22 protein-coding genes and 1 pseudogene are annotated in these 26,293 nt (G+C 50.1%); 9 read left to right on the forward strand and 14 right to left on the reverse strand.

Going from position 1 to position 26,293, the window contains the following annotated elements:
• Positions 1-75: 75 nt before the first annotated feature.
• From AB3Y96_RS00105 to AB3Y96_RS00125, 5 genes and pseudogenes are all read right to left on the reverse strand, one after another.
• Positions 76-2,058 (reverse strand): annotated as a pseudogene (locus AB3Y96_RS00105) (PTS mannitol transporter subunit IICBA).
• A gap of 444 nt (positions 2,059-2,502) precedes the next feature.
• Positions 2,503-3,222, reverse strand: a complete 720-nt coding sequence (locus tag AB3Y96_RS00110) for a DUF3053 domain-containing protein (protein ID WP_367298236.1) — start codon at positions 3,220-3,222, stop codon at positions 2,503-2,505.
• Between the two features lie 149 nt (positions 3,223-3,371).
• On the reverse strand, positions 3,372-5,441 hold the full coding sequence (gene glyS, locus AB3Y96_RS00115; RefSeq protein ID WP_367298237.1) for a glycine--tRNA ligase subunit beta: 2,070 nt from the start codon (positions 5,439-5,441) through the stop codon (positions 3,372-3,374).
• A 7-nt stretch (positions 5,442-5,448) separates the two neighbouring features.
• Positions 5,449-6,381, reverse strand: coding sequence for a glycine--tRNA ligase subunit alpha (gene glyQ / locus AB3Y96_RS00120; RefSeq protein WP_367298238.1), 933 nt, complete (start codon positions 6,379-6,381; stop codon positions 5,449-5,451).
• A 163-nt stretch (positions 6,382-6,544) separates the two neighbouring features.
• Positions 6,545-7,066, reverse strand: coding sequence for an autotransporter domain-containing protein (locus tag AB3Y96_RS00125; RefSeq protein WP_367298239.1), 522 nt, complete (start codon positions 7,064-7,066; stop codon positions 6,545-6,547).
• Positions 7,067-7,287: 221 nt separating this feature from the next.
• Here AB3Y96_RS00125 and AB3Y96_RS00130 point away from each other — a divergent pair, with 221 nt between their 5' ends.
• The 4 genes from AB3Y96_RS00130 (at position 7,288) to AB3Y96_RS00145 (ending at position 10,469) form a co-directional block, all read left to right on the forward strand.
• Positions 7,288-7,866 (forward strand): DNA-3-methyladenine glycosylase I, encoded by a 579-nt coding sequence (locus AB3Y96_RS00130; RefSeq protein WP_367298240.1) that lies wholly within the window; start codon positions 7,288-7,290, stop codon positions 7,864-7,866.
• 3 nt (positions 7,867-7,869) lie between these two features.
• A complete protein-coding gene (locus AB3Y96_RS00135; RefSeq protein WP_367298241.1) occupies positions 7,870-8,322 on the forward strand; it encodes an N-acetyltransferase in 453 nt (150 codons plus the stop codon).
• A gap of 209 nt (positions 8,323-8,531) precedes the next feature.
• Positions 8,532-9,191 (forward strand): OmpA family lipoprotein, encoded by a 660-nt coding sequence (locus AB3Y96_RS00140; protein WP_072308171.1) that lies wholly within the window; start codon positions 8,532-8,534, stop codon positions 9,189-9,191.
• 258 nt (positions 9,192-9,449) lie between these two features.
• On the forward strand, positions 9,450-10,469 hold the full coding sequence (locus AB3Y96_RS00145) for a LacI family DNA-binding transcriptional regulator (RefSeq protein WP_046457310.1): 1,020 nt from the start codon (positions 9,450-9,452) through the stop codon (positions 10,467-10,469).
• On the opposite strand, the gene tusA is transcribed toward AB3Y96_RS00145, so the two are convergent.
• Entirely contained in the window at positions 10,470-10,721 is a 252-nt protein-coding gene (gene tusA, locus AB3Y96_RS00150) for a sulfurtransferase TusA (RefSeq protein WP_040045256.1), read from the reverse strand.
• A gap of 231 nt (positions 10,722-10,952) precedes the next feature.
• On the opposite strand from tusA, the gene AB3Y96_RS00155 reads away from it, so the two are divergent.
• The 3 genes from AB3Y96_RS00155 (at position 10,953) to AB3Y96_RS00165 (ending at position 12,823) form a co-directional block, all read left to right on the forward strand.
• Positions 10,953-11,618: a 7-cyano-7-deazaguanine/7-aminomethyl-7-deazaguanine transporter gene (locus tag AB3Y96_RS00155; RefSeq protein WP_025797284.1), complete on the forward strand. Its 666-nt coding sequence runs from the start codon at positions 10,953-10,955 to the stop codon at positions 11,616-11,618.
• Positions 11,619-11,694: 76 nt separating this feature from the next.
• Positions 11,695-12,153 carry a GNAT family N-acetyltransferase gene (locus AB3Y96_RS00160; RefSeq protein WP_367298242.1) on the forward strand — a complete coding sequence of 153 codons (459 nt, stop codon included), beginning with the start codon at positions 11,695-11,697 and terminating at the stop codon, positions 12,151-12,153.
• A gap of 94 nt (positions 12,154-12,247) precedes the next feature.
• Entirely contained in the window at positions 12,248-12,823 is a 576-nt protein-coding gene (locus AB3Y96_RS00165) for a DcrB family lipoprotein (protein ID WP_072308173.1), read from the forward strand.
• 41 nt (positions 12,824-12,864) lie between these two features.
• Here the strand turns inward: AB3Y96_RS00165 and AB3Y96_RS00170 are convergent, their stop codons facing one another.
• Positions 12,865-14,541, reverse strand: a complete 1,677-nt coding sequence (locus tag AB3Y96_RS00170; RefSeq protein ID WP_367298243.1) for an AsmA family protein — start codon at positions 14,539-14,541, stop codon at positions 12,865-12,867.
• A gap of 135 nt (positions 14,542-14,676) precedes the next feature.
• Positions 14,677-16,086 carry an NCS2 family protein gene (locus AB3Y96_RS00175; RefSeq protein WP_072308175.1) on the reverse strand — a complete coding sequence of 470 codons (1,410 nt, stop codon included), beginning with the start codon at positions 16,084-16,086 and terminating at the stop codon, positions 14,677-14,679.
• A gap of 289 nt (positions 16,087-16,375) precedes the next feature.
• Between AB3Y96_RS00175 and gltS the strand changes: the two genes are divergently transcribed.
• Positions 16,376-17,590, forward strand: coding sequence for a sodium/glutamate symporter (gene gltS, locus AB3Y96_RS00180; RefSeq protein ID WP_367298244.1), 1,215 nt, complete (start codon positions 16,376-16,378; stop codon positions 17,588-17,590).
• A gap of 133 nt (positions 17,591-17,723) precedes the next feature.
• Here gltS and recG read toward each other — a convergent pair whose 3' ends face one another.
• From recG to gmk, 5 genes are read right to left on the reverse strand one after another with little or no spacing between them, the layout of a single operon-like run.
• On the reverse strand, positions 17,724-19,805 hold the full coding sequence (gene recG, locus AB3Y96_RS00185) for an ATP-dependent DNA helicase RecG (RefSeq protein ID WP_072308177.1): 2,082 nt from the start codon (positions 19,803-19,805) through the stop codon (positions 17,724-17,726).
• Between the two features lie 2 nt (positions 19,806-19,807).
• Positions 19,808-20,500 carry a tRNA (guanosine(18)-2'-O)-methyltransferase TrmH gene (trmH, locus tag AB3Y96_RS00190; RefSeq protein ID WP_025797270.1) on the reverse strand — a complete coding sequence of 231 codons (693 nt, stop codon included), beginning with the start codon at positions 20,498-20,500 and terminating at the stop codon, positions 19,808-19,810.
• A gap of 4 nt (positions 20,501-20,504) precedes the next feature.
• On the reverse strand, positions 20,505-22,604 hold the full coding sequence (gene spoT, locus AB3Y96_RS00195) for a bifunctional GTP diphosphokinase/guanosine-3',5'-bis pyrophosphate 3'-pyrophosphohydrolase (protein ID WP_046457304.1): 2,100 nt from the start codon (positions 22,602-22,604) through the stop codon (positions 20,505-20,507).
• Between the two features lie 19 nt (positions 22,605-22,623).
• Positions 22,624-22,899: a DNA-directed RNA polymerase subunit omega gene (gene rpoZ / locus AB3Y96_RS00200; RefSeq protein ID WP_004094076.1), complete on the reverse strand. Its 276-nt coding sequence runs from the start codon at positions 22,897-22,899 to the stop codon at positions 22,624-22,626.
• 54 nt (positions 22,900-22,953) lie between these two features.
• Entirely contained in the window at positions 22,954-23,577 is a 624-nt protein-coding gene (gene gmk, locus AB3Y96_RS00205; protein WP_072308178.1) for a guanylate kinase, read from the reverse strand.
• A gap of 272 nt (positions 23,578-23,849) precedes the next feature.
• Here gmk and ligB point away from each other — a divergent pair, with 272 nt between their 5' ends.
• Positions 23,850-25,580, forward strand: a complete 1,731-nt coding sequence (gene ligB / locus AB3Y96_RS00210; RefSeq protein WP_367298245.1) for an NAD-dependent DNA ligase LigB — start codon at positions 23,850-23,852, stop codon at positions 25,578-25,580.
• Here the strand turns inward: ligB and AB3Y96_RS00215 are convergent.
• The gene (locus AB3Y96_RS00215; RefSeq protein ID WP_072308180.1) at positions 25,507-26,124 is read right to left on the reverse strand and encodes a trimeric intracellular cation channel family protein; all 618 of its coding nucleotides are present in this window, start codon (positions 26,122-26,124) and stop codon (positions 25,507-25,509) included. The two genes, ligB and AB3Y96_RS00215, sit on opposite strands and share 74 nt — an antisense overlap.
• Between the last annotated feature and the right edge of the window lie 169 nt (positions 26,125-26,293).

Raw genomic sequence — 26,293 nt, forward strand, 5'->3', positions numbered from 1 at the left:
CCCAAGAACGGCGTCGACAGCAACGGCACTTTTTTAGGGCCGACTAGCTGCGGTGAACGACGCCTTATAATTGCCTTATGCCGCTTGTTCACCAGACAGAAGATCTAAGATCTCCTGAACACTGGTGGTTTGCGCCAGACGTTCGATTACGCCTTCGTCATCCAGTGCGTTGGTTAAGCGGGCAATGACCTGAATGTGCTCGTTATTACGCGCGGCGATGCCGATAACCAGTCGAGCGACATCGTCTGGTTCGTCACCGAATCGAACGCCGTGAGGGTATTGGCATATGACGATCCCGGTGCGTAATACGCGGTCTTTGGCTTCTACGGTGCCGTGTGGAACGGCGATAGATTCTCCTAAATAGGTTGAGGTGAGTGCTTCGCGGGCGAGCATGGCATCGATGTAATCCGGTTCGACATAGCCGCCAGATACCAGCATTTCACCGGCAAAGCGAATGGCTTGCTCTTTGGTGTCGGCGGTTAAGTTCAGGAAGATATTGGCTGCGCTGAGTTTAAACAGATTCTCTTCGCGGTCGGCTGATTCAAATGAGTCATCGTTAGCGGCAATGATTGTTTGGTTGATCAAGCGATTATCGTTGGCTGCCTGCGGTAGCTTAGCCGCCAGTAAACGGGTTGTAAGATCGGTATACAGGCCGCTATCAAGGAAATTGCTTAATGAAATATGCATCGCCTGTGGTGCGTGGCGCATCGCGCGTTCGGTTAAATCTTGATGAGTGATCACCAGGTCAACATCTTCAGGCAGGCTGTTGATCGCGCAGTTCACAACGGAAATATGGCTCAGCCCTGCGTCTTTCACCTTTTTACGCAATACTCCTGCGCCCATAGCGCTTGAGCCCATCCCTGCGTCGCAGGCTACGATGATTTTGCGCACATGATGTAAATCTTTAGACAAATCAAGCGTGGCGCGCATGGCTGGCTGAGGTTCTGCCCCAGTCACTTTTCCACCCGATTTAGACTGTTGTTTCATACCTTGCATACGGCGAGTAGCTTCAGCTAAGCCGTTACTTTCTTCATCACCGACGCGAGCGCGTTTAAGCAACATGGCAGAGGTTAGGAATGAAACCAGCGTTGAAGCCATAATCGACAGCACGACACCGATGAGCGAGGCCTTTGGTGTCATCAGCAAGACTGCGAAAATAGAACCTGGAGATGCAGGGGAGACTAAGCCAGCGTTAAAGAGGGTTAGCGTGAATACGCCGGTCATGCCGCCCAGAATCACGGCCAGAATTAGGCGTGGATTCATTAACACATACGGGAAATAGATTTCGTGGATACCGCCGAAGAAATGGATGATTGCGGCACCGCCAGCAGACTGTTTTGCACTACCTTTACCGAAGAACATGTAAGCCAGTAAAACGCCTAACCCCAGCTACAGGTTTGCTTCAATCAGGAAGAAAATAGATTTGCCGGTTTCTGTTGCCTGCTGAATACCTAACGGAGAGAAGATTCCGTGATTGATGGCGTTGTTCAGGAACAAGATCTTAGCGGGTTCGACGAAGATAGACGTTAATGGCAGCAGATTGTTTTGCACCATGATATTCACGCCTGCCGCTAATATTTTTGAAAGCGACTCTACCAATGGCCCAATCGCCATGAATGCCAGCATCGCCAGCAGCATGCCAATAATGCCTGCGGAGAAGTTGTTCACCAGCATTTCAAAGCCGCTTTTGATTTTGCCGTCAACCCAGCGATCAAAGCGTTTGATTGCCCAGCCACCTAGTGGGCCTGCAATCATTGCGCCCATGAACATCGGCATATCTGCGCCAACAATAACACCCATGGTGGTAATCGCGCCCACGACGCCGCCGCGTTCACCGCCGATTAAACGGCCACCGGTGTAACCAATCAATAATGGCAGCAGGTAGCTGATCATTGGGCCAACCAGCTTGGCTAAGGTTTCATTTGGCAGCCAGCCGGTAGGAATAAATAAAGCGGTAATCAAACCCCATGCGATGAATGCGCCGATATTGGGCATCACCATATTGCTGAGGAAGCGGCCAAAATTCTGTACCTTGACCTTGATATCTGGTGATAACATAAAACACCCCTCGTGGTGCGCTAAGATGTTGCGCGTCGTAATAGTTGTGGTGGTTTCGCCAAAAACCGTCCTGTCGTTCTGTATGCAAAATCGACTCTATCACGCCGTTTTCATCTCGCGTACCCCGTGGGGGATTTGTGATCTTGATCTCGTAACGCCCCCCTCTATTGGGGTGTTTATGGTGATACTGATCACATAAGTAAGCTGAAAGTCTGCTACAAAGTTAAAATATCGCCCGTTCTGGGTGGTTTTATGTGACGTAAATCACTTAAGTTGTTAGTGGTTTTGTTTTTAAATTGTGATTCTCTTCACAAGTTATTTTGCATCCCATCAGCACGCCATCAACACACCTCAGCTTTTCACCCAACGCGTTGTAAAATTACATGTAGTGTTTTTTGGGTATAAAAAAGGCCCCAGAGGGGCCTGAATTTGGATCAAGAAAGATTAATTCTGGAAAATAGCCGCGCTGCGGTTTTTCGCATTTAACAATTCTTGATGCTTGGCAGCAATTGAGGTCATTAACTGATTGTATTGATCTACCTGCTGCTGGGTTTGTAGCTGGATGCTTTGGTTATCAAAGCGCGCCTGAGTCCCAATGCTTTGCAGGAAATCACCGACCTGAATCAAATCCTGTGACAGGCTTGCGGCCATAGGAATAATTGGCATCACGGCATTCGCCGGATCGGTGACGACTTTGGCAAAGGCTTGATCATAAACTGCTTTTACATCATCAGGCTGTTTTAATGCAGCTCGTGCAGTGTCTGCGATCGATTTTGCACTTTGGATCTGTTGGCCGAGCAGGTTTAGTGCCCCGGATTCCTGACGCAGATCGTCGCGTTTGAGCAGGTAGTCCTGAGGAACACGGATCTGATCGATAGTGGTAAACAGCGGATTTAAGCTGCTATCCATAGAGCGGCTGAAATTCTGTGAAAACGTCACTAAAATCGCGTAATCGCTGACATAGTTGCCGAGTTTCTGCTTTTGGTCTTCGCTCAGGGTTGGCACGGTGATGCTGCCACGCATGACGGTATTTTGCAGATAGTCGATGAAAGCTTTACGTTGTTCTTTATCGTTGTCGCCACAGCCAGCTAGTTGAAACGCCATAATGACGGCGAAAATTGGCATCAACCAACGCTGTGCCTGTTTAGTTACTGCAAATGACATGTAATTACTCCTGTAACCACGCGAAAAAATTCGGTCGATATCATTCTGTTGAAATTCTACTCATCAAGTTAGTTTAACCTGATAATTTGGGGATAACAGCCAGAAAGTAAAAAACCCGCCGAAAGGCGGGCTTTATTTTACTCTCGGGATTACTGCAGAACAGAAATATCCGCAACCTGAAGGAACAAATCGCGTAGCTTGCTCAGCAGGGTTAGGCGGTTGATGCGCACTTGCTCATCGTCAGCCATAACCATCACTTGTTCGAAGAAGTTATCTACCGGTTCACGCAGCGCGGCCAGTTCGGATAAAGCTTCTTGGTAGCGACCTTCAGCAAACAGTGGTTCCAACTTATCGCGCAGAACAACTAGATGGGTTGCCAGTTTGATTTCTGCCGCTTCTTTCAATACGGAAGCATGGACATGATCGCCCAGTACTTCGGTTGATTTTGCCAGAATATTGGAAACACGCTTATTGGCTGCGGCCAGTGTTGCGGCTTCAGGCAGTGTGCGGAAGTGGGAAACCGCCTTCACGCGTGCATCAAAGTCAGCCGGTTTAGTTGGACGACGAGCCAGTACCGCCTGAATAGTGTCAACGCTGTGGCCTTCTTCCTGATACCAAGCACGGAAACGGCCCAGCATGAATTCCACTACATCATCAACGACGTTCGCGTTAGTCAGCTTCTGTCCGTATAAGCGCGCAGCTTCTTCAGTTAGCGTAACTAAATCCAGCGGCAGCTTTTTCTCAACGATAATACGCAGCACACCCAGCGCAGCACGGCGCAGAGCAAACGGGTCTTTATCGCCTTTAGGGTGCTGACCAATGCCGAAGATACCTGCAAGGGTATCCATTTTGTCGGCAATCGCGACAGAACATGCCACCAGAGAATCTGGCAGTGCATCACCGGCGAAGCGTGGTTGGTACTGTTCGTTCAGGGCAACGGCAACTTCTTCGTTTTCGCCGTCGTGGCGTGCGTAATGCATGCCCATAACGCCCTGTGTATCGGTGAATTCGAAGACCATATTGGTCATCAAATCACACTTGGACAGCAGGCCTGCGCGGGTCGCCAGATTGACGTCAGCGCCGATTTGTTCTGCAACCCAACCAGACAATGCTTCAATGCGGTTGGTTTTGTCGCGCAGCGTTCCCAGCTGTTGCTGGAACAGAACGGTTTCTAGACGTGGCAGATTGTCTTCCAGGCGCTGTTTGCGGTCGGTCTTGAAGAAGAACTCTGCATCGGCTAAACGTGGACGAACAACTTTCTCGTTGCCAGAGATAATCTGCTGTGGGTCTTTAGATTCGATGTTGGTGACGAAAATAAAGTTTGGCAGCAGTTTTCCGGCAGCGTCATACACAGGGAAGTATTTCTGGTCACCCTTCATGGTGTAAACCAGCGCTTCAGCAGGTACAGCGAGGAATTTTTCTTCAAACTTGGCAGTCAACACCACTGGCCATTCAACCAGAGAAGTCACTTCTTCCAGCAGGCTTTCGCTCATATCAGCGACGCCGCCGATTTTCTGCGCAGCTAGCTCAGCGTCACGTTTGATGATGGCTTTACGGGTGGCGTAATCAGCGATGACTTTGCCACGCTCCATCAAGATTTGCGGATATTGCTCGGCGTTATCGATGGTGAACTGTTGTTCGCCCATGAAACGATGGCCGCGGATCACGCGATCGGACTGCACGCCAAGAATGGTGGCAGGGATCACTTCGCTACCCAGCAGCAGCGTGACGGTATGAACCGGACGTACGAACTGAGTATCGTTGTCGCCCCAGCGCATCAGTTTTGGAATTGGCAGCTTGCCTAATGCATTGGTCACCAGCGTTGGCAGCAGTTGCTGTGCGCTCTGACCTTTTTGGTGCGCGCGGAATAATAGCCATTCACCTTTGTCGGAGGTCAGACGTTCAGCCTGATCGACGGTGATGCCACAACCACGAGCCCAGCCTTCAGCGGCCTTGGTTGGTTTGCCTTCAGCGTCGAATGCTTGAGCAATGGCCGGACCACGTTTTTCAATTTCGCGATCGGGCTGAGATTCATGCAGCGCCGCGACCTTCAGTGCCAAGCGGCGCGGTGCAGCGAACCAAGTCACTTCGCCATGGGCGAGATCTGCGTTATCAAGTTCAGCGGTAAAATTAGCTGCGAAAGATTCTGCCAGAGAGCGTAGCGCTTTCGGTGGCAGCTCTTCGGTGCCGATTTCCACCAGAAAAGTTTGTTGGGTCATGGCTGCCTCAAATATTCTCTAATTTAGAATCGTCGCTTTTTTTACACATTGGGAAGCCCAGCGCCTCACGGGAGGCATAGTAGGCTTCAGCGACCGCTTTGGTCAGGGTACGAATACGCAGAATGTAGCGTTGGCGTTCGGTGACCGAGATCGCCTTGCGCGCGTCCAGCAGGTTAAAGCTGTGTGCGGCTTTCAGAATGCGTTCATACGCTGGCAGAGGCAGAGGGTTTTCCAACTCCAACAACATTTTGGCTTCTTTCTCATACTGCTCGAAGCAGGAGAACAGGAAATCGACGTCTGCGTATTCAAAGTTATACGTGGACTGTTCCACTTCGTTTTGATGGAACACGTCGCCGTAGGTTGTTTTACCCAGCGGGCCGTCGCTCCATACCAGATCGTAGACGCTGTCTACGCCCTGAATATACATCGCCAAACGTTCCAGACCGTAGGTGATCTCACCGGTTACCGGCTTACATTCCAAGCCGCCAACCTGCTGGAAGTAAGTGAACTGAGTCACTTCCATGCCGTTAAGCCATACTTCCCAGCCTAAGCCCCATGCGCCCAGCGTTGGGTTTTCCCAGTTGTCTTCGACGAAGCGAATGTCGTTCACCAGCGGATCTAAACCGAGCTCTTTCAATGAGCCCAGATACAGTTCCTGAATATTTTCTGGTGATGGCTTAATGACTACCTGAAACTGGTAGTAGTGCTGCAAGCGGTTAGGGTTTTCGCCATAGCGGCCATCGGTTGGACGGCGAGATGGTTGCACGTAGGCAGTTGCCATTGGCTCTGGGCCGAGTGCTCGCAGGCAGGTCATTGGGTGTGAGGTGCCAGCGCCAACTTCCATGTCCAGTGGTTGAACAATGGTGCAGCCTTGGCGCGCCCAATAGTCCTGCAGAGTCAGGATCAGCCCCTGAAAGGTCTTGGTATCAAACTTTTGCATATTGGATGAGTTCGCGCGATACAAGTGGATTTATATAGAATGTTGCAGTATACCGCCTGAACGTAAGATATACAGCCCGAATCCCGTCTCAAAGGGTGGGATTTTGCGTGTATTTTGCCATAAAACATGGCAAAGGCTGGGAACATTCTCCGTGAAGGTCGAGTTAAAAGTTGGCGCTAACGCCAATGTTGTACATAAATTGCTCGCTATTATTGAGGCGATTGGTCTGCGATAGCTCGGCAAATGCGGCCATATAATCGGTTAGCGGAATATTGGCACCCACGGTGACATCAACCCAATGAGCTTCTTGATTGGGGGTATCCCGGCTAAATAAGTTTTGCGGCGAGCTAAATTCTCCCACCTGTTTATAAGACTCGTTGCTTGATAAACGCTGATAGCTGATTTCAGCATAGGGCGTGAACAATTCTAGATTGGAATCTAACCGCCAGCCCAAAGAGCCCACTTGTTGTTGGGTGGTTGGATTTAACGCCGCAGAGGCCAGCGAATTGCTGCCCACCCAGTGCGTTGAAAACCCAGGTTCAATGGACGTTGAGGCGCGATCGAGCGGCACGATATCGCTCGTGTCACTGTTATTAAAAAAAACATCTTTCAAATCATACGACAAAGCAGGTAATGAGAGCAGGGCGCAACTCACTAAACAAACAGATGCCAGAGGTCTAATCATTGATGCCACTCCATTAAAAGGGAGGCGTTATTCGTTATTATTTTGTGGTGCTGCACTCTTAACTATTTGACGAGGTTGCGACTGCGTCAAGGTGGGTTGAAATAAATAGTTAACGCTGCACGAAGCGTTATAGTTGTCTCTCACGTTGTCGGCATTGTTGCCCAGTAAACAGCACTAAAACCCCAATGATTCGCAAAGGGTTTCTGACAAGGAATAGGATTATGAGCCAGACGTTTGAAGATAAAAAAATTCGCTGTGGTTGGGTCTCATCCGATCCCCTGTATATCAGCTATCACGATAATGAATGGGGGCAGCCCGTCTACGACGATGCTCATTTATTCGAACTGCTGTGTCTTGAGGGACAACAGGCGGGGCTTTCGTGGATAACCGTGCTGAAGAAGCGTGAAAACTATCGTAATGCTTTTCATCACTTCGATCCGCGCAAGGTGGCGGCGATGACGGACGAGGATATCGATGCGCTGATGCAGGACGCTGGTCTTATCCGCCATCGTTTGAAATTAGACGCCATTGTGGTTAACGCCCGCGCCTATATGAAAATGCAGCAGGAGGGTGAGAATTTTTCTCAGTTCCTCTGGTCATTTACCGAAGGCAAGCCGCAGCTTAACCGCCCTGAAACCCTCGCCAATGTTCCTGCAAAAACCGAGATTTCTGACATGATGTCCAAGGCGCTGAAGAAGAAAGGTTTTAAGTTTATTGGCTCAACCATTTGTTATGCTTTTATGCAAGCCAGCGGCATGGTGAACGATCACGTCAAAACCTGCTTTTGTGGGAAGCACTAAGCCATGATCCGCTCTGCTGTGAAACAAGATATGCCGGCTATTATGGCGTTGTGGCTGGTTAGCACTACCGAGGCGCATCCGTTTATTTCTGCGCAGTATTGGCGTGAAAGCGAAGCCGTGGTGCGTGATACCTATTTACCTAATGCGCTCACGTGGGTTGCTGAAGATAAGGGGGAAATCATCGGGTTTATCAGTGTGCTTGAGCAGCAGTTTATTGGTGCTTTATTCGTGGATAAACGTTATCACGGCAAAGGCGTTGGGCAATTGCTGATGATGCATGTGAAGATGATTTTTCCGCAGCTGATGCTCGAGGTGTATCTGGAGAATCACCGCGCGCTGCGTTTTTATCAGCATGAGGGGTTTCATATTCAAGATACACAGTTCAATGAGGATACACAGCACAAAACGGCCATTATGTTATGGGAGAAAACTCCTGGTGCTTGGCTTGAAGATTAAACAAATCCTGCTATTTGGCGTGTATTTGTCTAATTTATTGGAATTTTAGGAATTGTGACCATTATTTTTTAATGGGAATTTGCTGAAATGCCACCGCCGTAGATCCCGATTCACGGTTTTGAGCATGATTTTTTTGGGTCAGTGGATTACTGGCCTGTTACAGCAAATATCTTGAGCGATTACGCTCTGTGCAAGATGAGGTTCCATAAATGAGTAAAAGCCGTTTCTGTATTGCTGGCGCAGTATGCGCTGCGTTGCTGCTGTCTGGTTGTACAACCAACCCGTATACCGGTGAGTCCGAAGCAGGCAAAGCCGGCGTGGGCGCAGGTTTAGGTGCGCTGGTTGGTGCAGGCGTGGGTGTTCTGTCCTCTTCTAAGCACGATCGCGGTAAAGGCGCACTGATTGGCGCTGCAGCAGGTGCTGCTTTAGGCGGCGGTGCTGGTTACTATATGGACGTTCAAGAGTCGAAACTGCGCGACAAAATGCGTGGTACCGGTGTGAGCGTAACGCGCCAAGGCGACAACATTGTGCTGAATATGCCAAATAATGTGACCTTCGACTCCAGCAGCAGCACCTTGAAACCGGCCGGAGCCAATACCTTGACCGGCGTGGCGATGGTTTTAAAAGAGTATCCTAAGACCGCGGTTAACGTGGTGGGTTATACCGATAGCAGCGGTAGCCAAGATCTGAATATGCGTCTTTCTCAGCAGCGTGCCGACAGCGTTGCAAGTTCTCTGATTGTTCAGGGCGTTGAAGCAAGCCGCGTCCGTACTCAGGGCATGGGCCCTGCGAACCCAATCGCGTCAAATAGCACAGCAGAAGGCAAAGCTCAGAACCGTCGTGTTGAGATTACGTTAAGCCCGATGTAATAGAGCTTAATTCAGGCCACTTAAGAGATCGAGATACACGGGTCTACCACACTGCGGGGCACTCCGGCGGCTTACGCCGCTACGACCCATCGGTGTGCTCCCCCAAAAATCGGACTTAAGTGTCCAGTACTAATGTAAAACATTTCATCTTTTAGCCTCCTGCTTTGCCTGAGGAGGCTATTTCCTCAACCTTATCTCATCAGTTCCCCTGTGGTTATGCTAAATTTGCCTATCCGTTGAATTTCAGAGGAACACGTCGTGAGCAGTCAGGGAACCCGCGCCACCATCAGTGATGTCGCCAAGGCCGCTAAAACCGGTAAGACTAGCGTTTCGCGCTATTTAAATGGCGAGCAACACCTGCTGTCCGACGATCTCAAACAGCGCATCGAACAAGCCATCCAACGCCTTAATTACCGCCCAAGCCAGATGGCTCGCAGCTTAAAAGGTGGGCAAACGCGCCTTATTGGTATGATCATCGCCGATATCACCAATCCCTATTCTGTGGACGTTTTGCGCGGCGTTGAAGAAGCCTGTCGTGTGCAAGGTTTTACTTTGCTGGTGTGTAATACCAACAACGAAATCAATCAGGAGCAGCATTACCTTGAGCTGTTAAGCAGCTATCGCGTTGAGGGATTAGTGGTTAATGCGGTGGGAATGCGTGAAGAGGCGTTATCTAAGCTACAACAGTCTTTGTTGCCCATGGTGCTGATTGACCGAAAAATACCAGACTTCTCCTGCGATATGGTGGGGTTAGACAATCATCGCGCCGCCACTGAAGCGACTCGGCATTTAATCGAGCAGGGCTTTGAAGCGGTGATGTTTTTAAGTGAGCCGCTGGGTTTGGTTAATACTCGGCTTGAGCGTTTGCATGCTTTTCAAAGCACGATGGCGGAATGCCCTGAGCTGATCGCCTGCCATGCCGAAGTTGTGCTTAACAAAGGTGAACTTCTGGATCAGGCATTGAGCCAGTTTTGTCATCAGCATCGGGGGATGCGTAAAGCCGTGATGTCTGCCAACGGTGCATTAACCCTGCAGGTGGCTCGCTCCCTGCGTCGTTTAGGCCTTAATTGGGGCAGCGATATTGGCTTGCTTGGTTTTGATGAATTGGAGTGGGCAGAGCTGGCAGGGGCGGGAATTACCACGCTTAAGCAGCCGACCTATCAGATCGGCTACGCTGCGCTAGAGCTATTAGTGAACCGCATCCAAGGCGACGCACAGCCTACCGTTGAACAAAAATATCCCGGCGAGCTTATCGTTCGGGGCTCAACGTTGCGTTAGTTAGGCGGGAGTCCCTTTACGTAACAAATAGCGATAGGGCGCTTGCTCGGTTTCTTGCGCAATCAGTTGATGATCCATAAAACGACAAAAACCCGGAATATCACGGGTGGTTGCCGGATCATCCGCGATGATCAGCAATGTTTGCCCATCATCCATATGGCGTACTGTTTTACGCACCATCATCACAGGCTCAGGGCAGCGAAGCCCAAGTGCATCCAGCGTTTTATCAGGATTAGCGAAAAGATCGGTCATGGTTTTTCTCTGAAGGCCGATTTGCGCAATCGTACTGGCGAAGGGCTACGGCTGAGTGAAATTTAAAACGTCTCTAGTTTACCTGCTGAAAAATAGTCTGCAAGAGACGTGAACGTTTGCGTTAAAATTAACCATTGCATGTGGAAATTATCGCGGTATCATCCCTGCCGCATCTCAGATGCACACATTTTCATTGGGTTCCCTCACCCCAATCTCCAAAAAGGCCAAAATATGTTTGATTTTACTCCGCAACAGCGGATGAAAGCCCTTTGCTGGCTTTCTGTTTTTCATGTTCTGATTATTACGTCCAGTAACTATTTGGTGCAGTTGCCGATCTCGATTTTCGGTTTTCACACCACGTGGGGCGCATTTACCTTCCCGTTTATTTTCCTAGCAACAGACCTCACCGTCCGTGTGTTTGGTGCGCCTTTGGCTCGTCGAATTATTCTGGCGGTTATGGCGCCTGCGCTGCTGATTTCATATTGTATTTCAGCGCTGTTCTTTCAGGGAGAATGGCAAGGTTTTGCCGCGTTGGGCGAGTTTAATGTGATGGTGGCGCGTATCGCGACCGCAAGCTTCATGGCCTATGTTCTTGGGCAGATCCTTGACGTGCATGTCTTTAACCGCCTGCGTCAGCGCAGTGCGTGGTGGGTGGCACCGACGGCCTCAACGTTGTTTGGTAATATTAGCGATACTTTGGCATTCTTCTTTATCGCGTTTTACCACAGCACAGACCCGTTCATGGCCGCTAACTGGGTTGAGATCGCGCTGGTGGACTACACGTTTAAATTACTGATTAGCTTGATTTTCTTCCTGCCAATGTATGGCGTCATGTTAAACGTGGTTCTGAAGTATCTCTCAGCTAACCGCCAAGATCCGCATCCTCAGTTGAATTAAGAAACGTATCGCGATGCCGAGAAGCGCTTTTTCTCGGTATCGTATATGCTGATGTCCCTGAGCCTCGGAGGATGTCATGCCCGCGATTAACGTCAAACTCGCTACCGTTGAAGATGTTCATCATCTTTATAACCTGCTGCCTGAATTCTCCTCGTTACACAGCCTGCAAGATTTAATTAACCGACTGAATAATAAAGAAACATGTATATTAGTTGCCTATAAAAATGAAAAACCTGTCGGTTTTAAGTTGGGTTATGTGCTTAGCGACACCACTTTCTATAGTTGGTTAGGTGGTGTACTTCCTCACTCTCGCCGCGACGGAATAGCCCAAGTCCTATTGCATACACAGGAAGATTGGGTTTTAAATCATGGCTATCAGCGTATCGAAGTGAAAACCAGAAACTGTTTTCCGGCTATGCTGATAATGCTCATAAAAAATGGCTACCAGTTATCTGAGCTAGAAGTGGCTGACAACATAGCTGATAACCGAGTCCGACTGGTGAAGTGCCTAACGCACGGAACCAATGATAAGTAGCGAAGCTACAATATGTTACTTGCATTTAGTGCACCGATAAGGTGCGATACGTTTATTGGTCAATCGAGACGTTAGGACAATAGAAGGAATTACCATGCGTAATTTAGTGAAGTTTATGGGAGTGGGTTTGCTCGTGGCAGGACTTGCCGCGTGTGATGGCCAGTCGACTGATAACGCCACCTCTGCTGCTAAAGGATCTACACCGGTAGAAGCTAGCGTACCTGCCGGAGAGAACATTAGCCTGCTTAACGGGAAAGTGACCTTTACGCTGCCGGCAGGCTTAACTGACCAAAGCGGTAAGCTAGGCTCTCAATCAAACAGCATGCACGTTTACGCCAATAAGAGCGGCCAGCAGGCGATTATTGTGATTATGGCTCCGCTGCCAGCAGACAGCCTGAGCACATTGAGTGGTCGTTTGGTTGAACAGCAGAAATCTCGTGATCCAAGCCTGAATGTGCTTTCCGATAAGAGCATTGAGGTGAGTGGGCAGCAAGCTCAGGAAGTGAATAGCCTGCAAACGGCTAAAGGCCAAGTCTCCTATTCCAGCATCGTACTGGCTAAAGCTGGCGATCAGTTGATGACCATGCAGGTCTCTCTGCCGGGTGAAAATCAGCAGGAAGCGGCCAATATTGCCAACGGTGTGATTAATACTCTGAAGATTACCGAGTAATTTTCTGTGAAAGCCCTCCCTATGCAGGGAGGGCTGGATGATTAGTTTACTACGCCGTTAACCATCTTCTGTGTCACCTGTTGCCCACTCGCATTCTGCGCGCTTAGCGTGGCGTTTACGCTAGGCTTAAGCGGTGCTTCACCGGTCAGTACGCCTTGTAACCCAAGCTGCATATTGACGTCACCTGTGATCGGCAACGCTGGCCATCCCCATTCAACCAGTTGATCGGCGGGAACCGCTTTCCCCTTAAGATCTAAGCGGAGTTGGCGGCCAGACTGAGTGAGCGACGCGGTCGCTTCCAATATTCCCTTTTGCGATAACGCGCTGAGTTCAGTGGCGCTAATTTGCTGGTCGTTCGCGTTCAAGCTGATCGAAAGCTTTTGCAGATCGACCTTATTAAACGTTGCGCCGCTGGCGTTGAACGTTGCTTGACCGTCCCATAGACCAAACAGGCGGTTATGAACTAAGCGAACGTTGCTGCCGAAGCCGTCCAAAGCGGTAATTTGGAAAGGGAATTCAGGATTGATATCGACAATCAGATTTCGGCTGCTGGAGAACTTGGTCACGATCACATCGTTTAACCAAGCAGGCAGCGGCATTTGCCAGATTTCACGCCAGTTTTGCGGTAGCGTATATTCCAAGCCAACGAGAGTAATTTCATCGAGGGTAAGCTGTTGATTACTGCTCAACCAGTTGCCGCTTGCTCGAAGCAAACCGCCTTCCCAGCGAGTACTTAACTGTTTTATTGCCACTCCCGCATTGGAAAGATCGGCGCTAAAGATAGGCTCAACAAAGTGCACATTGCCCACGATGATATCGTTAGCATTAAAGGCGATAGACCCTTTATCACTTTGCCAGCTGCCATTGCTCCACGTTACACCGTTCAATTCTCCGTCTAAATCACTGAGCGCCCAGCCTGCACCTTCCAGCTTGGCATCGGTAATACTCATTTTCCCCAGCGTGATTGCTGGAAGTTGCTTCAGCGGCGCAAAGAAAGCATCGATAGATTGGCTGGTCTGCCAGTGGAGATTGCTTAGGCGTAAGTTATTGATTACCCAACTCCCATCGGCATTGCGTACACCGTCGGCAGTGGCTTGTCCTTGGGCAAATTCAGCGCCCGCGTTGCTTATTGTGAGCTGCCCCTGCTTATCGTTACCTTGGATCAGTACGTTCTGTGCAGGAATATCATTTAGCGTTAACTTGCCAGCGCTGAACTGAAATTGATTGTTTTTGCCAAAAATTTGCCCTGAGACAGGCTGCCACGGCGAAACATAACCGTTGACCTGAGAAGCGCTTACTTTTTGTTGGGGCTCATCTTGTTGCACCTGCATATTGAGCATGCGCAGGCTTTGGGCCTGAATTGGCAGTGCAGTTTGAGCCGTGGCTGAAAGCGTTAGCGATCCATTTTCGAGCGTGACGCTATCGAAATCTTTCGGTTCGGTTAGCTGGCGTACGCTGAGCGATAAACTGATTTTTTCAGCGCGTAGAAAAGGAGGCTGACCAGCGTTAGCGAGCGTGACATCGTGCAAAGTCATTTCTGCGGGGTCGCGAATGTCGTGGTGTATTTTCCCAAGCGACAATCGATATTGAGTATTTTCGTTCACCCACGTGCTGATGTGACGGGCACCCCATGTGGTCTGTGCAATCACATAAGCCACAATACCCAGCGCGATGATTATCGCGAGCAGGATTAAAAGTAGTTTTCCAATAAATTTCACGGCATTAGTCCTTCAGGCCAAAGGTACTTTAGTTTATGCCGTATTAAGTAAGATGGCTCAAGGGATGAAATGTAAACACCAATAAAAAAGGCCGAATGCAGAAACATCCGACCTTTTTTAGCCATTTATGCGGTATTAATCTTCGTGTGGGAAAACCAGATTTAAGACTATGGCAGTAATACCGCCAGCCGCAATGCCTGAGGACAGCAGGGTTTTCATCCAATCCGGCGCGAATTGTAAAATCAACGGCTGCTGAGAAACCCCTAAACCAACGGCTAAAGAGAGCGCCATAATCATAATGGCGCGGCGGTTTAATGGCTCACGCGAGACGATACGAACGCCAGATGCCGCGATAGTGCCGAACATCACGATGGTTGCGCCTCCCAGTACGGGCTCTGGGATATGCTGCACAAAACCTGCCACCGCAGGGAACAGGCCTAAAACAATCAGCATGAGGGCGACCACAAAACCCACGTAGCGGCTTGCGACACCGGTTAACTGGATAACGCCGTTATTCTGGCCAAAGCAGGAATTAGGGAAGGTATTAAACACCGCCGACAGCATCGAATTAAGCCCGTTGGCGAGAACGCCGCCTTTAAGTCGCTTCATGTAGAGCGGGCCAGAAACTGGCTGCTCGGATACGTCTGAGGTTGCCGTAATATCGCCGATAGTCTCTAAAGACGTCACCATAAAGACCAGCATCAGCGGGATCAGCAGGTTCCAATCAATGCCCAGACCATAATAGAGCGGAGTTGGCACCATCAGCAGAGAGGTGGTTTTTTCCATATTGCTGGTGTCTGGCAGCATACCCATCGCCCACGCCAGCGCGTAGCCAACGGCCATGGCGATAACCAATGAAGATACACGCAGATAAGGATTGCGCTGACGGTTAAGCAAAATGATCACCACCAGAACGGAACCTGCCAGCATCAAATTGCTCGGAGCACCGAAGGTGTGGTCGTTCATAGCGCTGTAACCGCCGCCAATAGAAACCAAACCGACCTGAATCAGCGATAAACCGATAATCATTACCACCACACCGGATACCAATGGCGTAATAATTCGGCGTGCTAGGTGCAAGAAACGCGAGAGGATAATCTCGGTGCAGGAAGCTAGCATCAGCGTTCCAAACAGCGTTGCCATCATAGTCGGAATATCGGCTCCGCCGTTTTTCAACGCCATCCCACCCATAATCAGAGGGCTAACAAAGTTAAAGCTCGTTCCCTGAATAGACAACAAACCCGAACCAACAGGGCCCCAGGTTTTGATTTGCAAGATAGACGCCAGTCCAGAAGCGAATAGCGACATGCTGATAATGTGTTGCGTGTCCTGCGCCGGAAGACCTAACGCCTGACAAATCAGTAGCGCGGGCGTAATAACCGCCACAAACATGGCGAGCAAATGTTGGCAGGCAGCGAAAAGGGTTTGCGGGAGAGGTGGACGGTCTTCGAGACGATATATCAGCTCACTTTTGGCCGGCGCGGTAGCGCTAGGCTTCGCGGTTGAAGAGTGAACTTGGTCGAACTCAGTGGATGGCGTGGTCATAATCCATATTCCAGAAGCAACAATGCACGCATTTTAATGATAGCCGTCACAAAAGCAATCGGTTGCGCACAAATTTACCTAAAAAGGATGAGACTTTTGGATCGCATTATTTGCTAAAGAAACTTGCTCAAGGGTTACGTTTTGCTTTCTAATTAAGCGTTTGTCCCCTTCATTCTTGAAGCGCTCTGCACCAATGCTGCTCCAATTATATTGGGGATGTCGTATTTGAATAACGGTGAGAAAACTATAATTATTTGAAATAAATACAATTATTACATGGAGTAATAAAATGATTCATCTGGACGTTTACGGTACGCTAGTCGCGGCGACCTTGGTGCTTCTTCTCGGGCGCCAAATGGTACAAAAAATCCCTTTCCTAACGAAATACACTATTCCTGAACCTGTTGCTGGCGGTTTGCTGGTGGCATTGGGTTTTCTGTTGCTTAAGCAAACCACGGGTTTTGAGGTCGGTTTTGACATGTCACTCAAAGATCCGTTGATGCTCGCTTTCTTTGCCACTATCGGTCTTAACGCAAACTTAGCCAGCCTGAAAAAAGGTGGTAAGGCGTTGAGCATTTTTGTTTTTGTGGTTGTGGGATTACTGCTGGTACAAAACGCCATTGGTATTGGCATGGCGAAAATGCTGGGCCTTGATCCCCTGATGGGGCTATTAGCGGGCTCGATTACGTTGTCCGGTGGACACGGTACGGGCGCTGCGTGGAGTAAGGTTTTCAGCGAACGCTACGGGTTTGAGAATGCGACTGAAGTTGCCATGGCATGTGCCACCTTTGGCTTGGTGCTCGGTGGGTTGATTGGTGGGCCTGTTGCTCGCTATTTAGTCGAACATTCATCAACGCCTAACGGAACGCCGGACGATACGGAAGTCCCAACCGCGTTTGAAAAACCCTATAGCGGCCGCATGATCACGTCGCTGGTGTTAATTGAAACACTGGCTTTGATTGCGATCTGTCTAACCGTGGGGCATGTGATTGCTGATTTCCTCCGTGGAACGACGTTCGAGCTGCCAACGTTTGTCTGCGTATTGTTTGTCGGGGTTGTGTTAAGTAATACGATGCATGCGGTTGGTTTCTATCGTGTGTTTGAGCGTGCGGTATCGGTGCTCGGGAACGTGAGTTTATCGCTGTTCTTGGCCATGGCATTGATGAGCCTGAAACTGTGGGAACTTGCCTCGCTGGCGCTACCGATGCTGGCCATTTTGCTGGTTCAAACGCTGGTGATGGCACTGTACGCTATTTTTGTTACCTACCGAATTATGGGCAAAAACTACGATGCAGCGGTGCTAGCCGCAGGCCATTGTGGTTTTGGCTTAGGCGCAACGCCAACGGCGATCGCCAATATGCAGGCTATTACCGATCGTTTCGGTCCGTCGCATTTGGCTTTCCTCGTAGTACCTATGGTTGGCGCGTTCTTTATTGATATCGTTAATGCGATTGTGATCAAGCTATACCTGATGCTGCCGGTATTTCCTGCGGTGATGGGGTAGTTTTCGGTTATTGCGATCTGACCCCAACCCAACCCCAACCCAACCCTCCCCTTCGCAGGGGAGGGAGCAGTTTGGTGATCTCGATCAGCGCCTTCCCCTGAGTAAGGGGAGGCTGGGAGGGCTTTACACGAGATTATGCGTTGGTATATCGGCTGCGTTCAGGCAGCCAGCGCTCGATAAGTGCCTGCGCATGTTCTGGGTAGTTTTGGTGAATATGGCGTGCAATGCGCTGAACTTCAGGAATAAGCGCTTGATCGCGGAGCAAGTCAGCTACCTTAAACTCTGCACTACCGGTCTGTTTGGTCCCTAATAGCTCACCGGGGCCACGAATTTCTAAGTCTCGTTGAGCAATCACAAAGCCATCATTGCTATCACGTAATACCTGTAGACGTTTCTGCGCGGTTTGGCTCAGCGGCGTTTTATAAAGCAGAACACAGTGTGATGCTACGGCACCGCGCCCGACGCGGCCACGCAGCTGATGTAACTGTGCCAAACCCAATCGCTCAGGGTTTTCAATGATCATCAGGCTGGCGTTAGGCACGTCAACGCCAACTTCGATTACGGTCGTGGCGACCAGCAACTGAGTTTCACCCGCCTTAAATGCCCGCATCACTTCCTGTTTTTCTGCCGCTTTCATGCGCCCATGAACTAACGCGACTTTAATTTCAGGCAGGAGCAGCTTGAGCTCTTCTGCGGTAGCCTCTGCTGCCTGAGCCTCCAGCATCTCTGATTCTTCAATCAGCGTGCAGACCCAATAAGCCTGTCGGCCCTCTTTTAAACAGGCATTTTTAACGCGCTCAATGACGTCGGTGCGGCGTGAATCTGGAATGGCAACGGTGGTCACCGGCGTTCTGCCTGGCGGCAGCTCATCAATAACTGACGTATCGAGATCGGCGTAGGCGGTCATCGCCAGCGTGCGCGGGATAGGGGTCGCAGTCATGATTAACTGATGAGGATGAAAACCTTGCTCTTCGCCTTTTTCCCATAGGGCAAGACGCTGATGCACGCCAAATCGATGTTGTTCATCAATGATGACCAGCGCTAATCCAGAGAATTGCACCTGATCTTGGAAAATGGCGTGCGTGCCCACGATCATATCGACTTCGCCACTGGCAATAGCTTCCATCTGTGTCTGACGCGCTTTGCCCTTCTGTTTGCCAGCCAGCCAGCCCACTTTCAATCCTAGCGGCTCAAACCACTGACGAAAGTTATTGGCATGCTGCTCGGCAAGTAGTTCGGTGGGTGCCATTAAGGCAACTTGTTTGCCATGCGCGATAGTTCGCAGTGCGGCAAGTGCGGCAACCAAGGTTTTACCCGATCCTACGTCCCCTTGAACCAAACGCATCATGGGGACAGGCTTCGCCATATCGGCTTCAATATCAGCGACTACGCGCTCTTGCGCACCCGTTGGTTTAAAGGGCAAAGAGGCCAGCATCTGGTTTTTGAGACGGTCATCCACAGAAAGCGGCAGCGCTTTATGGCTTTGCGCTCCGGCTCGTACTGCAAGCATGCTGAGGTTATGAGCCAGCAGTTCTTCTAAAATTAAACGACGCTGCGCGGGATGTTTACCATGCTCTAGATCGGCAAGCTGCATATTTGGCGGTGGACGATGCAGCATACGCAATGCATCTGGCAGACTCATTAACCCTTGGCGCAGTTCATCGGGCAATAGTTCTGCGATGGGCACCGTGTCGAGCAAGGCCAATGCTTGGTCGGTCAGCTTACGCAATGTTGCCTGACGAATACCTTCGGTGGTGGGATAAACCGGCGTAAGGGCTTCTTGCAGCTCAACGTTCTCGGTTTCACCCTGAATTTTATATTCAGGATGGATAATTTCTGCACCTAAGTTACCGCGTTTGATTTCACCGTAGGCTAAAACATGCTTACCGGCAGACAGGCTATTTTTCATCGCAGCGTTAAAGTTGAAGAAGCGCATCGTCAGCATACCGGTGCCATCGCTTATCTGGCTGGTCATCATGCGGCGGCGGCCAAAGCTAATATCGGTGCGCAGCACTTCGCCTTCTACGGTCGCAAAAATGCCGGGTAGAAGATCGTTGATAGCGTACAGACGGGTGCGATCTTCATAGCGCAAAGGCAGGTGCAGCAGCAGATCTTGGATATTCTCCAGACCTATTTTGGCGAGTTTACCTGCTTGGCTGGCGCCAACGCCGGCTAAAGAAGTTAATGCGATAGCATCCAGCAAGCGGCCTTTCATCGTTAGCCTTTAGTTGACTGCATGGCATCCCACCATGCTTGAGGGGCATCGATTTGCCCTTCGTTATCGATACGTGGGCGCGGCAGTTTCTTGCGTTTGGCGACGTTGGCCAACACGGGATATCCACCTTCCCACAGTAAACGCTGTTGGTCTTCTTCGCTCAGCGGGCTGTGTTCGCGTTGATACATGCCTGCATTTTGGCGCTGGCGTTGGGCTTCATACAATATAAGCGCCGAAGCCACTGAAACATTGAGTGACTGAACCATGCCGATCATGGGAATGATAATGTCTTGATCGGCCAAGGCGAGTGCTTCAGCCGTGATCCCGTGTTTCTCTTGCCCCATCAAAATGCAGGTCGGGCGCGTGTAGTCTATTTCACGGAAATCAACGGCGGTGCTGGAGAGATTCGTAGCCAGAATTTGCATGCCTTCAGACTTTAACGTCGAGACAGCGGAGGAGATATCTGGATGCGTTTTTACGGATACCCAGCTGTTGCTGCCTGCTGCGGTAGATACCATGGTACGCATGCTTTTTCCTGGCCATACGGCATGGACCTGATGCACGCCCACGGCGTCAGCCGTGCGGATAACGGCTGAAACGTTATGCGGTTTGTGTACTTGCTCCATACAGACGGTAAGATCCGGCTGTCGGGTGGCAAGCATCTGACAAATCCGCGCATAGCGTTGAGGAGTCATAGAGTTAGTTTCGGTTGCGGTTAACTTTAATCACATCCGGCATGATACGAATTTTACGCATGATATTCGCCAGATGGACGCGATCGCGGGTGGTCAGGCGGATGAAGGCGCTGTATACCCGGCCATCTTTCTCTTCGGTATTCATGCTCTGAATATTTGATGCGGTGGCATTGATTGCAGCCGTCAGATTCGCCAGCGCGCCCTGATGGTTAAACATATCCACTTTGATTTCAGCAATGAATTCCTGCTCAATGTCTTTATCCCACTCCACGGCCATAAACTTCTCTGGCTCTTTTTGATAGCCACGAATATTGCGGCAAGACTCGTGATGAATGACCAGACCTTTACCTGGGCTCACGTGCGCAATAATCGGGTCACCTGGAATTGGACGGCAACATTTGGCAAAGGTGAGTAGCACGCCGTCAGCGCCTTTGATCGGCAGTTTACGGCCTGAACTTGAGCTGCTTTGTTGCGGCTCGCCTAGCAGATTTTTCGCCACCACGACGCTCATGGCATTGCCTAGGCCGACTTCGGCCAGCAGGTCATCCATCGAATGAAGCTTCATGCGATCCAATTCGCGCTGAATATTCTCTGGAGGCAGGTCAGACAGCTTACGTCCGTTGCCGAGCGCGTGATTTAACAGACGGCGGCCAAGGCTTACGGAGTCATCGCGCTTGAGGTTTTTCAACATCTGGCGGATTTTAGCGCGAGCTTTGGAGCTGACGACGAAGTTCAGCCATGCTGCATTTGGGCGAGCGCCCGGTGCAGTAATGATTTCAACGTTTTGCCCGCTGTGCAGCGCCTGAGACAGTGGATATGGCTGTCTATCGACGCGCGCGCCTACGCAGGCGTGGCCGATGTCGGTGTGTACGGCGTAAGCAAAATCGACCGGCGTTGCTCCCGCAGGTAGTTCGACAATGCGACCTTCCGGCGTGAACACATAGATTTCGTCTGGGAATAGATCGGATTTAACGCTCTCAATGAACTCGAAGGAGCTTCCTGCGCTTTGTTGCAGTTCGAGCAGGCTTTGCATCCAGCGTTGTGCACGGATTTGCGCCGTGGTGCTGGATTCGCCTTCTTTATAAGCCCAGTGAGCAGCAACACCCATCTCTGCCATTTGGTCCATGTCTTCGGTGCGAATTTGCACTTCGACAGGAACACCGTGCGGGCCAATCAGCGAGGTATGCAGTGATTGATATCCGTTGGCTTTAGGAATGGCAATATAGTCTTTGACGCGGCCCGGACGCGGCTTGTACAAGCTGTGCGCCTGACCCAAAACGCGGTAGCAGGTGTCCACATCCTTGACGATCACGCGGAAAGCGTAGATATCCATAATGGAGTGAAAACGCTGCTCTTTGAGATGCATCTTGCGATAAATCGAGTACAGATGTTTTTCTCGACCGTTGACGTGACACTCAATCCCCGCTTCGGTGAGACGACCTTCAATCTCAGAAAGAATCTTCTGGATCATCTCTTTACGATTACCACGAGCGGCTTTCACCACTTCTTTGATAACGCGATAGCGGTTTGGATAGAGGGCTTCAAAACCCAGCTCTTCAAGCTCCGTTTTTAGGTGATGGATACCTAAACGATGTGCCAGAGGGCTATAGATTTCCAGCGTTTCACGCGCAATGCGACGACGTTTATCTGGGCGCAAAGAGCCCAGTGTGCGCATGTTGTGCGTGCGGTCGGCGAGTTTAATTAAGATCACGCGAATGTCCTGCACCATCGCCATGATCATCTTACGGAAGTTTTCTGCCTGAGCTTCTTTCTTGTCACGGAATTTCAGCTTATCCAGCTTTGACACACCCTCAACCAGTTCGGCAACGCTTTTGCCAAACAGTTGTTCCATATCTTGATAGGTAGCGGGCGTGTCCTCAATGACGTCGTGCAATAACGCCGCCATCAAGGTTTCATAGTCGAGGCGCATTTCTGCAAGAATGCAGGCCACCGCGACCGGGTGAGTTATGTAGGGCTCACCGCTGGAGCGTGTCTGTCCCTCGTGCGCATCGCGCGCGACGAGGTATGCCTGTTTAAGGCGCTTGATCTGCTCTTCTGGCAGGTATTTTTGAATCAGCAGATTCAGGCTTTCAAACAGATACAAAGGCAGCTCTTCGTGTTAATTAACGACGGCCTTCAGCAATTGCAGTCACCGCTTGAATTTCTGCGGCTTCTTGCTCTTGCTGTTCCTGGCGCTCACGTACGTCGAGGATCTGGTTGTTGATCAGACCTTCTTCGATTTCGCGCAGGGCGATAACGGTGTACTTATCGTTCTCTTCTGGTACTAACGGATCTTTGCCGCCAGATTGCATTTGGCGTGCCCGACGAGCAGCGACCAACACTAGGTCAAAACGGTTACCAATTTTCTCTACAGCGTCTTGAACAGTTACGCGTGCCATAAATGTGCTACTCCACAGGTGAAGAAATGACTGGGCATGATACTGAAAGAGTCTTCAGTCTGCCAACAATTTGGTTATTAACGCGTCATGTCGCATTTTCTGGCGACCTAAACGCAGGCGTTCAGCGCGGATAATGGTTTTGAGATCGGACAGCGCCAAATCAAAATCATCATTCACGATGAGGTAATCATATTCGGCATAGTGCGTCATCTCGGCAACGGCTTGCGCCATGCGTTTGGCGATGACTTCTTCGCTATCCTGACCACGACCGCGTAAGCGGCGGCCTAACTCATCTTTCGATGGTGGCAGAATAAAAATGCTGCGTGCCTGCGGCATTTTCTTACGAATTTGTTGTGCGCCCTGCCAGTCGATATCAAGGAAGACATCCACGCCGGTCGACAAAATCTGCTCAATCGCTTTACGCGATGTGCCGTAATAGTTGCCAAATACCTCCGCATGTTCAAGGAAGGCATCTTCCCCAATCATCTGGCGGAATTCGTCATGAGAGACGAAATAGTAATGCTCGCCGTGATTTTCGCCAGGACGTTTGGCACGAGTGGTGTGCGAAATCGAAACCTGCGTATCGTACAACGGCTGAGTTTTCAGCAATGCCTGAATCAGGCTGGATTTTCCTGCCCCGCTTGGCGCGGAAACAATATATAAAGTGCCTTGAACCATAGTGGGTCTTATTGATGTCGTTCGTGTTAAAAGAACAAAAGAAAGATACAACTCCCCGTAGTATACACGGCTACTCGCCGTGATGCAGCGCCCACTTTCAGTCTACGGCGTGAATTTATTTGTCATCTCTGCGCATTGCGAGCCCGTTTGCAAAAAAAGTGCAATCTCATGTCAGTTATTAAATCTGTGATGAATCCGTTTCGCAAAGGCCAGCAAGACCGCTGGAATACTGTCCTGCTTGCGTTTTAATGGCTGCAAACAGGAGGTGTCATATGGCATGGAAAATATGGATTGCGCTACTCGTGTGGTTTGTTTCCGGTTTTAACCGAGGTTGGGCTCAGCCTTTTTGTCCACAATGGACTGCCGAACACGGGGCTCATGAGATCAATGCATTGCAAAAACAGATCGCCAAGTGGGATGAAGACTATTTTCTACAGGGCACATCGCCCGTACCCGATGAAATATATGACCAAATGGCTCAGCGGTTGAAAACGTGGAAGCACTGTTTTTCCCAAGCAAATTCAAGCCAAGTGGCGCTTGAACCGCCGAGCTTAGGCAATACGCTTCTTCACCCCGTGGCGCATACGGGGCTGAGTAAGTTAGAGAATGAGCCTGCGGTGCAGAGGTGGTTACAGGGTAAAAAAGGTGTATGGGTGCAGCCGAAAATTGATGGCGTGGCAATTACTCTGCATTACCAAGGTGGGCGTTTAGTCAATATGATCAGCCGTGGCGATGGTCTGAAGGGGCAAGATTGGACTAAGGCGGCGATGGTGATTGCCGCCATCCCTAAAAAGATTGTCGATGAAAACGCCGATGTTGTGTTGCAAGGAGAGCTATTCCTGAAGGTGACCGATCATCAACAGAAAAGAGACGGCGGGATCAATGCTCGGGCCAAAGTAGCTGGGGCCATGCGGCTAAAGATTTTACCTCCCGACACTGCCGCGCAGCTGGATGTTTTCATCTGGGGATACCCCGACGGCGCGGATAATATGCAACAAAGATTAAGCACGTTGACGCAGTTGGGCTTCCCGCTGGCAGAGCAATATACCAATGCGGTAGCCGATGTCGGTGCCGTTGGGTACTGGCGCGACTATTGGTATCAGCACGCATTGCCTTTTGTCACCGATGGTGTGGTGTTGCATATGGATCAACAACCCGCATCACCGTTGTGGCAGCCGTCACCGCCGGGATGGGCCGTGGCATGGAAGTATCCACTGAAATCCCAAGTTGCTGAGGTTAAAGACGTGCAGTTCAGTATTGGGCGCAGTGGGAGAATCAATGCCATCCTGCTGATCGACCCTGTGATGGTTGATGATAAACGTGTTAGCCGTGTGAGCTTAGGTTCCGTGATGCGTTGGCGGCAGTGGGATGTTCAGCCCCATGATCAAATTTCGGTGGTGCTAGCAGGACAGGGGGTTCCCCATTTAGAAAAAGTAATTTGGCGTAGCCCCGACAGAGTTATCATCAATGCACCTGACCAAAATAAATACCATTCATTAAGTTGTTGGCACTACACGCCAGACTGCGAGCAGCAGTTCGTTGCGCGCATAGTTTGGATGGTTCAAACCTTGGGTGTTTCAGGGGTTGGTGAGGTTTTCTGGCGAGAATTGGCGCAGCACGGATTGTTATCAGATGTGGATACAATTTTTAGGCTGACCGAGGCCGATTTAGTTAAGGCTGGTATTGGGGGGAGTCGAGCAAACAAGCTGAGCGACGAGCTAGGAAAAGTGAAAGCGGCTCCAGTAATAACGTGGCTGAAAGCGCTGGGAATGCCAAATACTTTAGCTAACTGTGGCTTAGAAAGCGTCGATTGCCACTTTTCATTGGCTCAAGAAAAGCAATATCAGCGGTTCTGGCATAACGCTGAGTGGCTTAAGCTTGTGGCTCGGTTAAGGCAGCAGGGCGTTGCTGCCTTTAATCAATTTTCTATTAGTGATCGGGCTGCTGATAGTCAAAGACCGGCAGTCCCAAGCGGAAACGCAGCGCCAATAAACGTGCCGTGAAGCCGGCAAATAGTGTAATCATCACCGTGAGATCTTGAGGGATAGATAAATAAAGCAATCCCATATAGAGCCACGCGGCGGCGAAAGAGATCCCCGCATACAGCTCTTTTTGAAACACTAACGGGATGCGGTTACAGAACAGGTCACGTAGGACGCCACCAAAGACACCGGTTACAACGGCAGCGATAGACGCGATGATCGGCCCATGTCCCATCTCTAACGCGACCTGAGCACCGATAATCGAAAACACCACAAGCCCGACGGCATCTAAAACTAAAAAGAGTTTACGTAAATGCGTCATCAACGGTGCAGCCCACGTTGTGACAATGGCGGCAACAGCAACGATAACGATGTTCTCAGGGTGTTTGACCCAGCTCAAAGGATAGTGGCCAAGCAGCATGTCACGTACAGAGCCACCGCCAATGGCTGTGGCAGAAGCAATGATAATAACGCCAAACATATCCATTTGACGGCGGCCAGCGGCGAGTGCGCCAGTCATGGCTTCAGCAGTGATCCCAACAATATAAAGAATACTCAGTAACATGACCCAACAACCTTTTAGAGCTGAAATGAGATAATAGAACATGCAGAGTAGTGACTTGCTGTGACTATCTCGACTGAGTTTTTCTAAAGGGTTAGGTTTCGAATTAATTTAGCTATGTCAAAATATTATCTTAATGCTGAATATATAGGCTTTATTTTATTTTAAATAT

The sequence above is a fragment of the Hafnia alvei genome, assembly GCF_964063325.1.
Taxonomy (GTDB): domain Bacteria; phylum Pseudomonadota; class Gammaproteobacteria; order Enterobacterales; family Enterobacteriaceae; genus Hafnia; species Hafnia alvei_B.

Coding starts and splice junctions, on each gene's coding strand:
- glyS (WP_367298237.1), bottom strand. CDS start 5,441: ATGACCCAACAAACTTTTCTGGTGGAAATCGGCACCGAAGAGCTGCCA.
- AB3Y96_RS00140 (WP_072308171.1), top strand. CDS start 8,532: ATGAGTAAAAGCCGTTTCTGTATTGCTGGCGCAGTATGCGCTGCGTTG.
- AB3Y96_RS00160 (WP_367298242.1), top strand. CDS start 11,695: ATGCCCGCGATTAACGTCAAACTCGCTACCGTTGAAGATGTTCATCAT.
- ligB (WP_367298245.1), top strand. CDS start 23,850: ATGGCATGGAAAATATGGATTGCGCTACTCGTGTGGTTTGTTTCCGGT.
- AB3Y96_RS00175 (WP_072308175.1), bottom strand. CDS start 16,086: ATGACCACGCCATCCACTGAGTTCGACCAAGTTCACTCTTCAACCGCG.
- glyQ (WP_367298238.1), bottom strand. CDS start 6,381: ATGCAAAAGTTTGATACCAAGACCTTTCAGGGGCTGATCCTGACTCTG.
- gmk (WP_072308178.1), bottom strand. CDS start 23,577: ATGGTTCAAGGCACTTTATATATTGTTTCCGCGCCAAGCGGGGCAGGA.
- AB3Y96_RS00155 (WP_025797284.1), top strand. CDS start 10,953: ATGTTTGATTTTACTCCGCAACAGCGGATGAAAGCCCTTTGCTGGCTT.
- trmH (WP_025797270.1), bottom strand. CDS start 20,500: ATGACTCCTCAACGCTATGCGCGGATTTGTCAGATGCTTGCCACCCGA.
- AB3Y96_RS00215 (WP_072308180.1), bottom strand. CDS start 26,124: ATGTTACTGAGTATTCTTTATATTGTTGGGATCACTGCTGAAGCCATG.
- AB3Y96_RS00130 (WP_367298240.1), top strand. CDS start 7,288: ATGAGCCAGACGTTTGAAGATAAAAAAATTCGCTGTGGTTGGGTCTCA.
- AB3Y96_RS00135 (WP_367298241.1), top strand. CDS start 7,870: ATGATCCGCTCTGCTGTGAAACAAGATATGCCGGCTATTATGGCGTTG.
- recG (WP_072308177.1), bottom strand. CDS start 19,805: ATGAAAGGCCGCTTGCTGGATGCTATCGCATTAACTTCTTTAGCCGGC.
- AB3Y96_RS00110 (WP_367298236.1), bottom strand. CDS start 3,222: ATGTCATTTGCAGTAACTAAACAGGCACAGCGTTGGTTGATGCCAATT.
- rpoZ (WP_004094076.1), bottom strand. CDS start 22,899: ATGGCACGCGTAACTGTTCAAGACGCTGTAGAGAAAATTGGTAACCGT.
- gltS (WP_367298244.1), top strand. CDS start 16,376: ATGATTCATCTGGACGTTTACGGTACGCTAGTCGCGGCGACCTTGGTG.
- AB3Y96_RS00125 (WP_367298239.1), bottom strand. CDS start 7,066: ATGATTAGACCTCTGGCATCTGTTTGTTTAGTGAGTTGCGCCCTGCTC.
- AB3Y96_RS00165 (WP_072308173.1), top strand. CDS start 12,248: ATGCGTAATTTAGTGAAGTTTATGGGAGTGGGTTTGCTCGTGGCAGGA.
- tusA (WP_040045256.1), bottom strand. CDS start 10,721: ATGACCGATCTTTTCGCTAATCCTGATAAAACGCTGGATGCACTTGGG.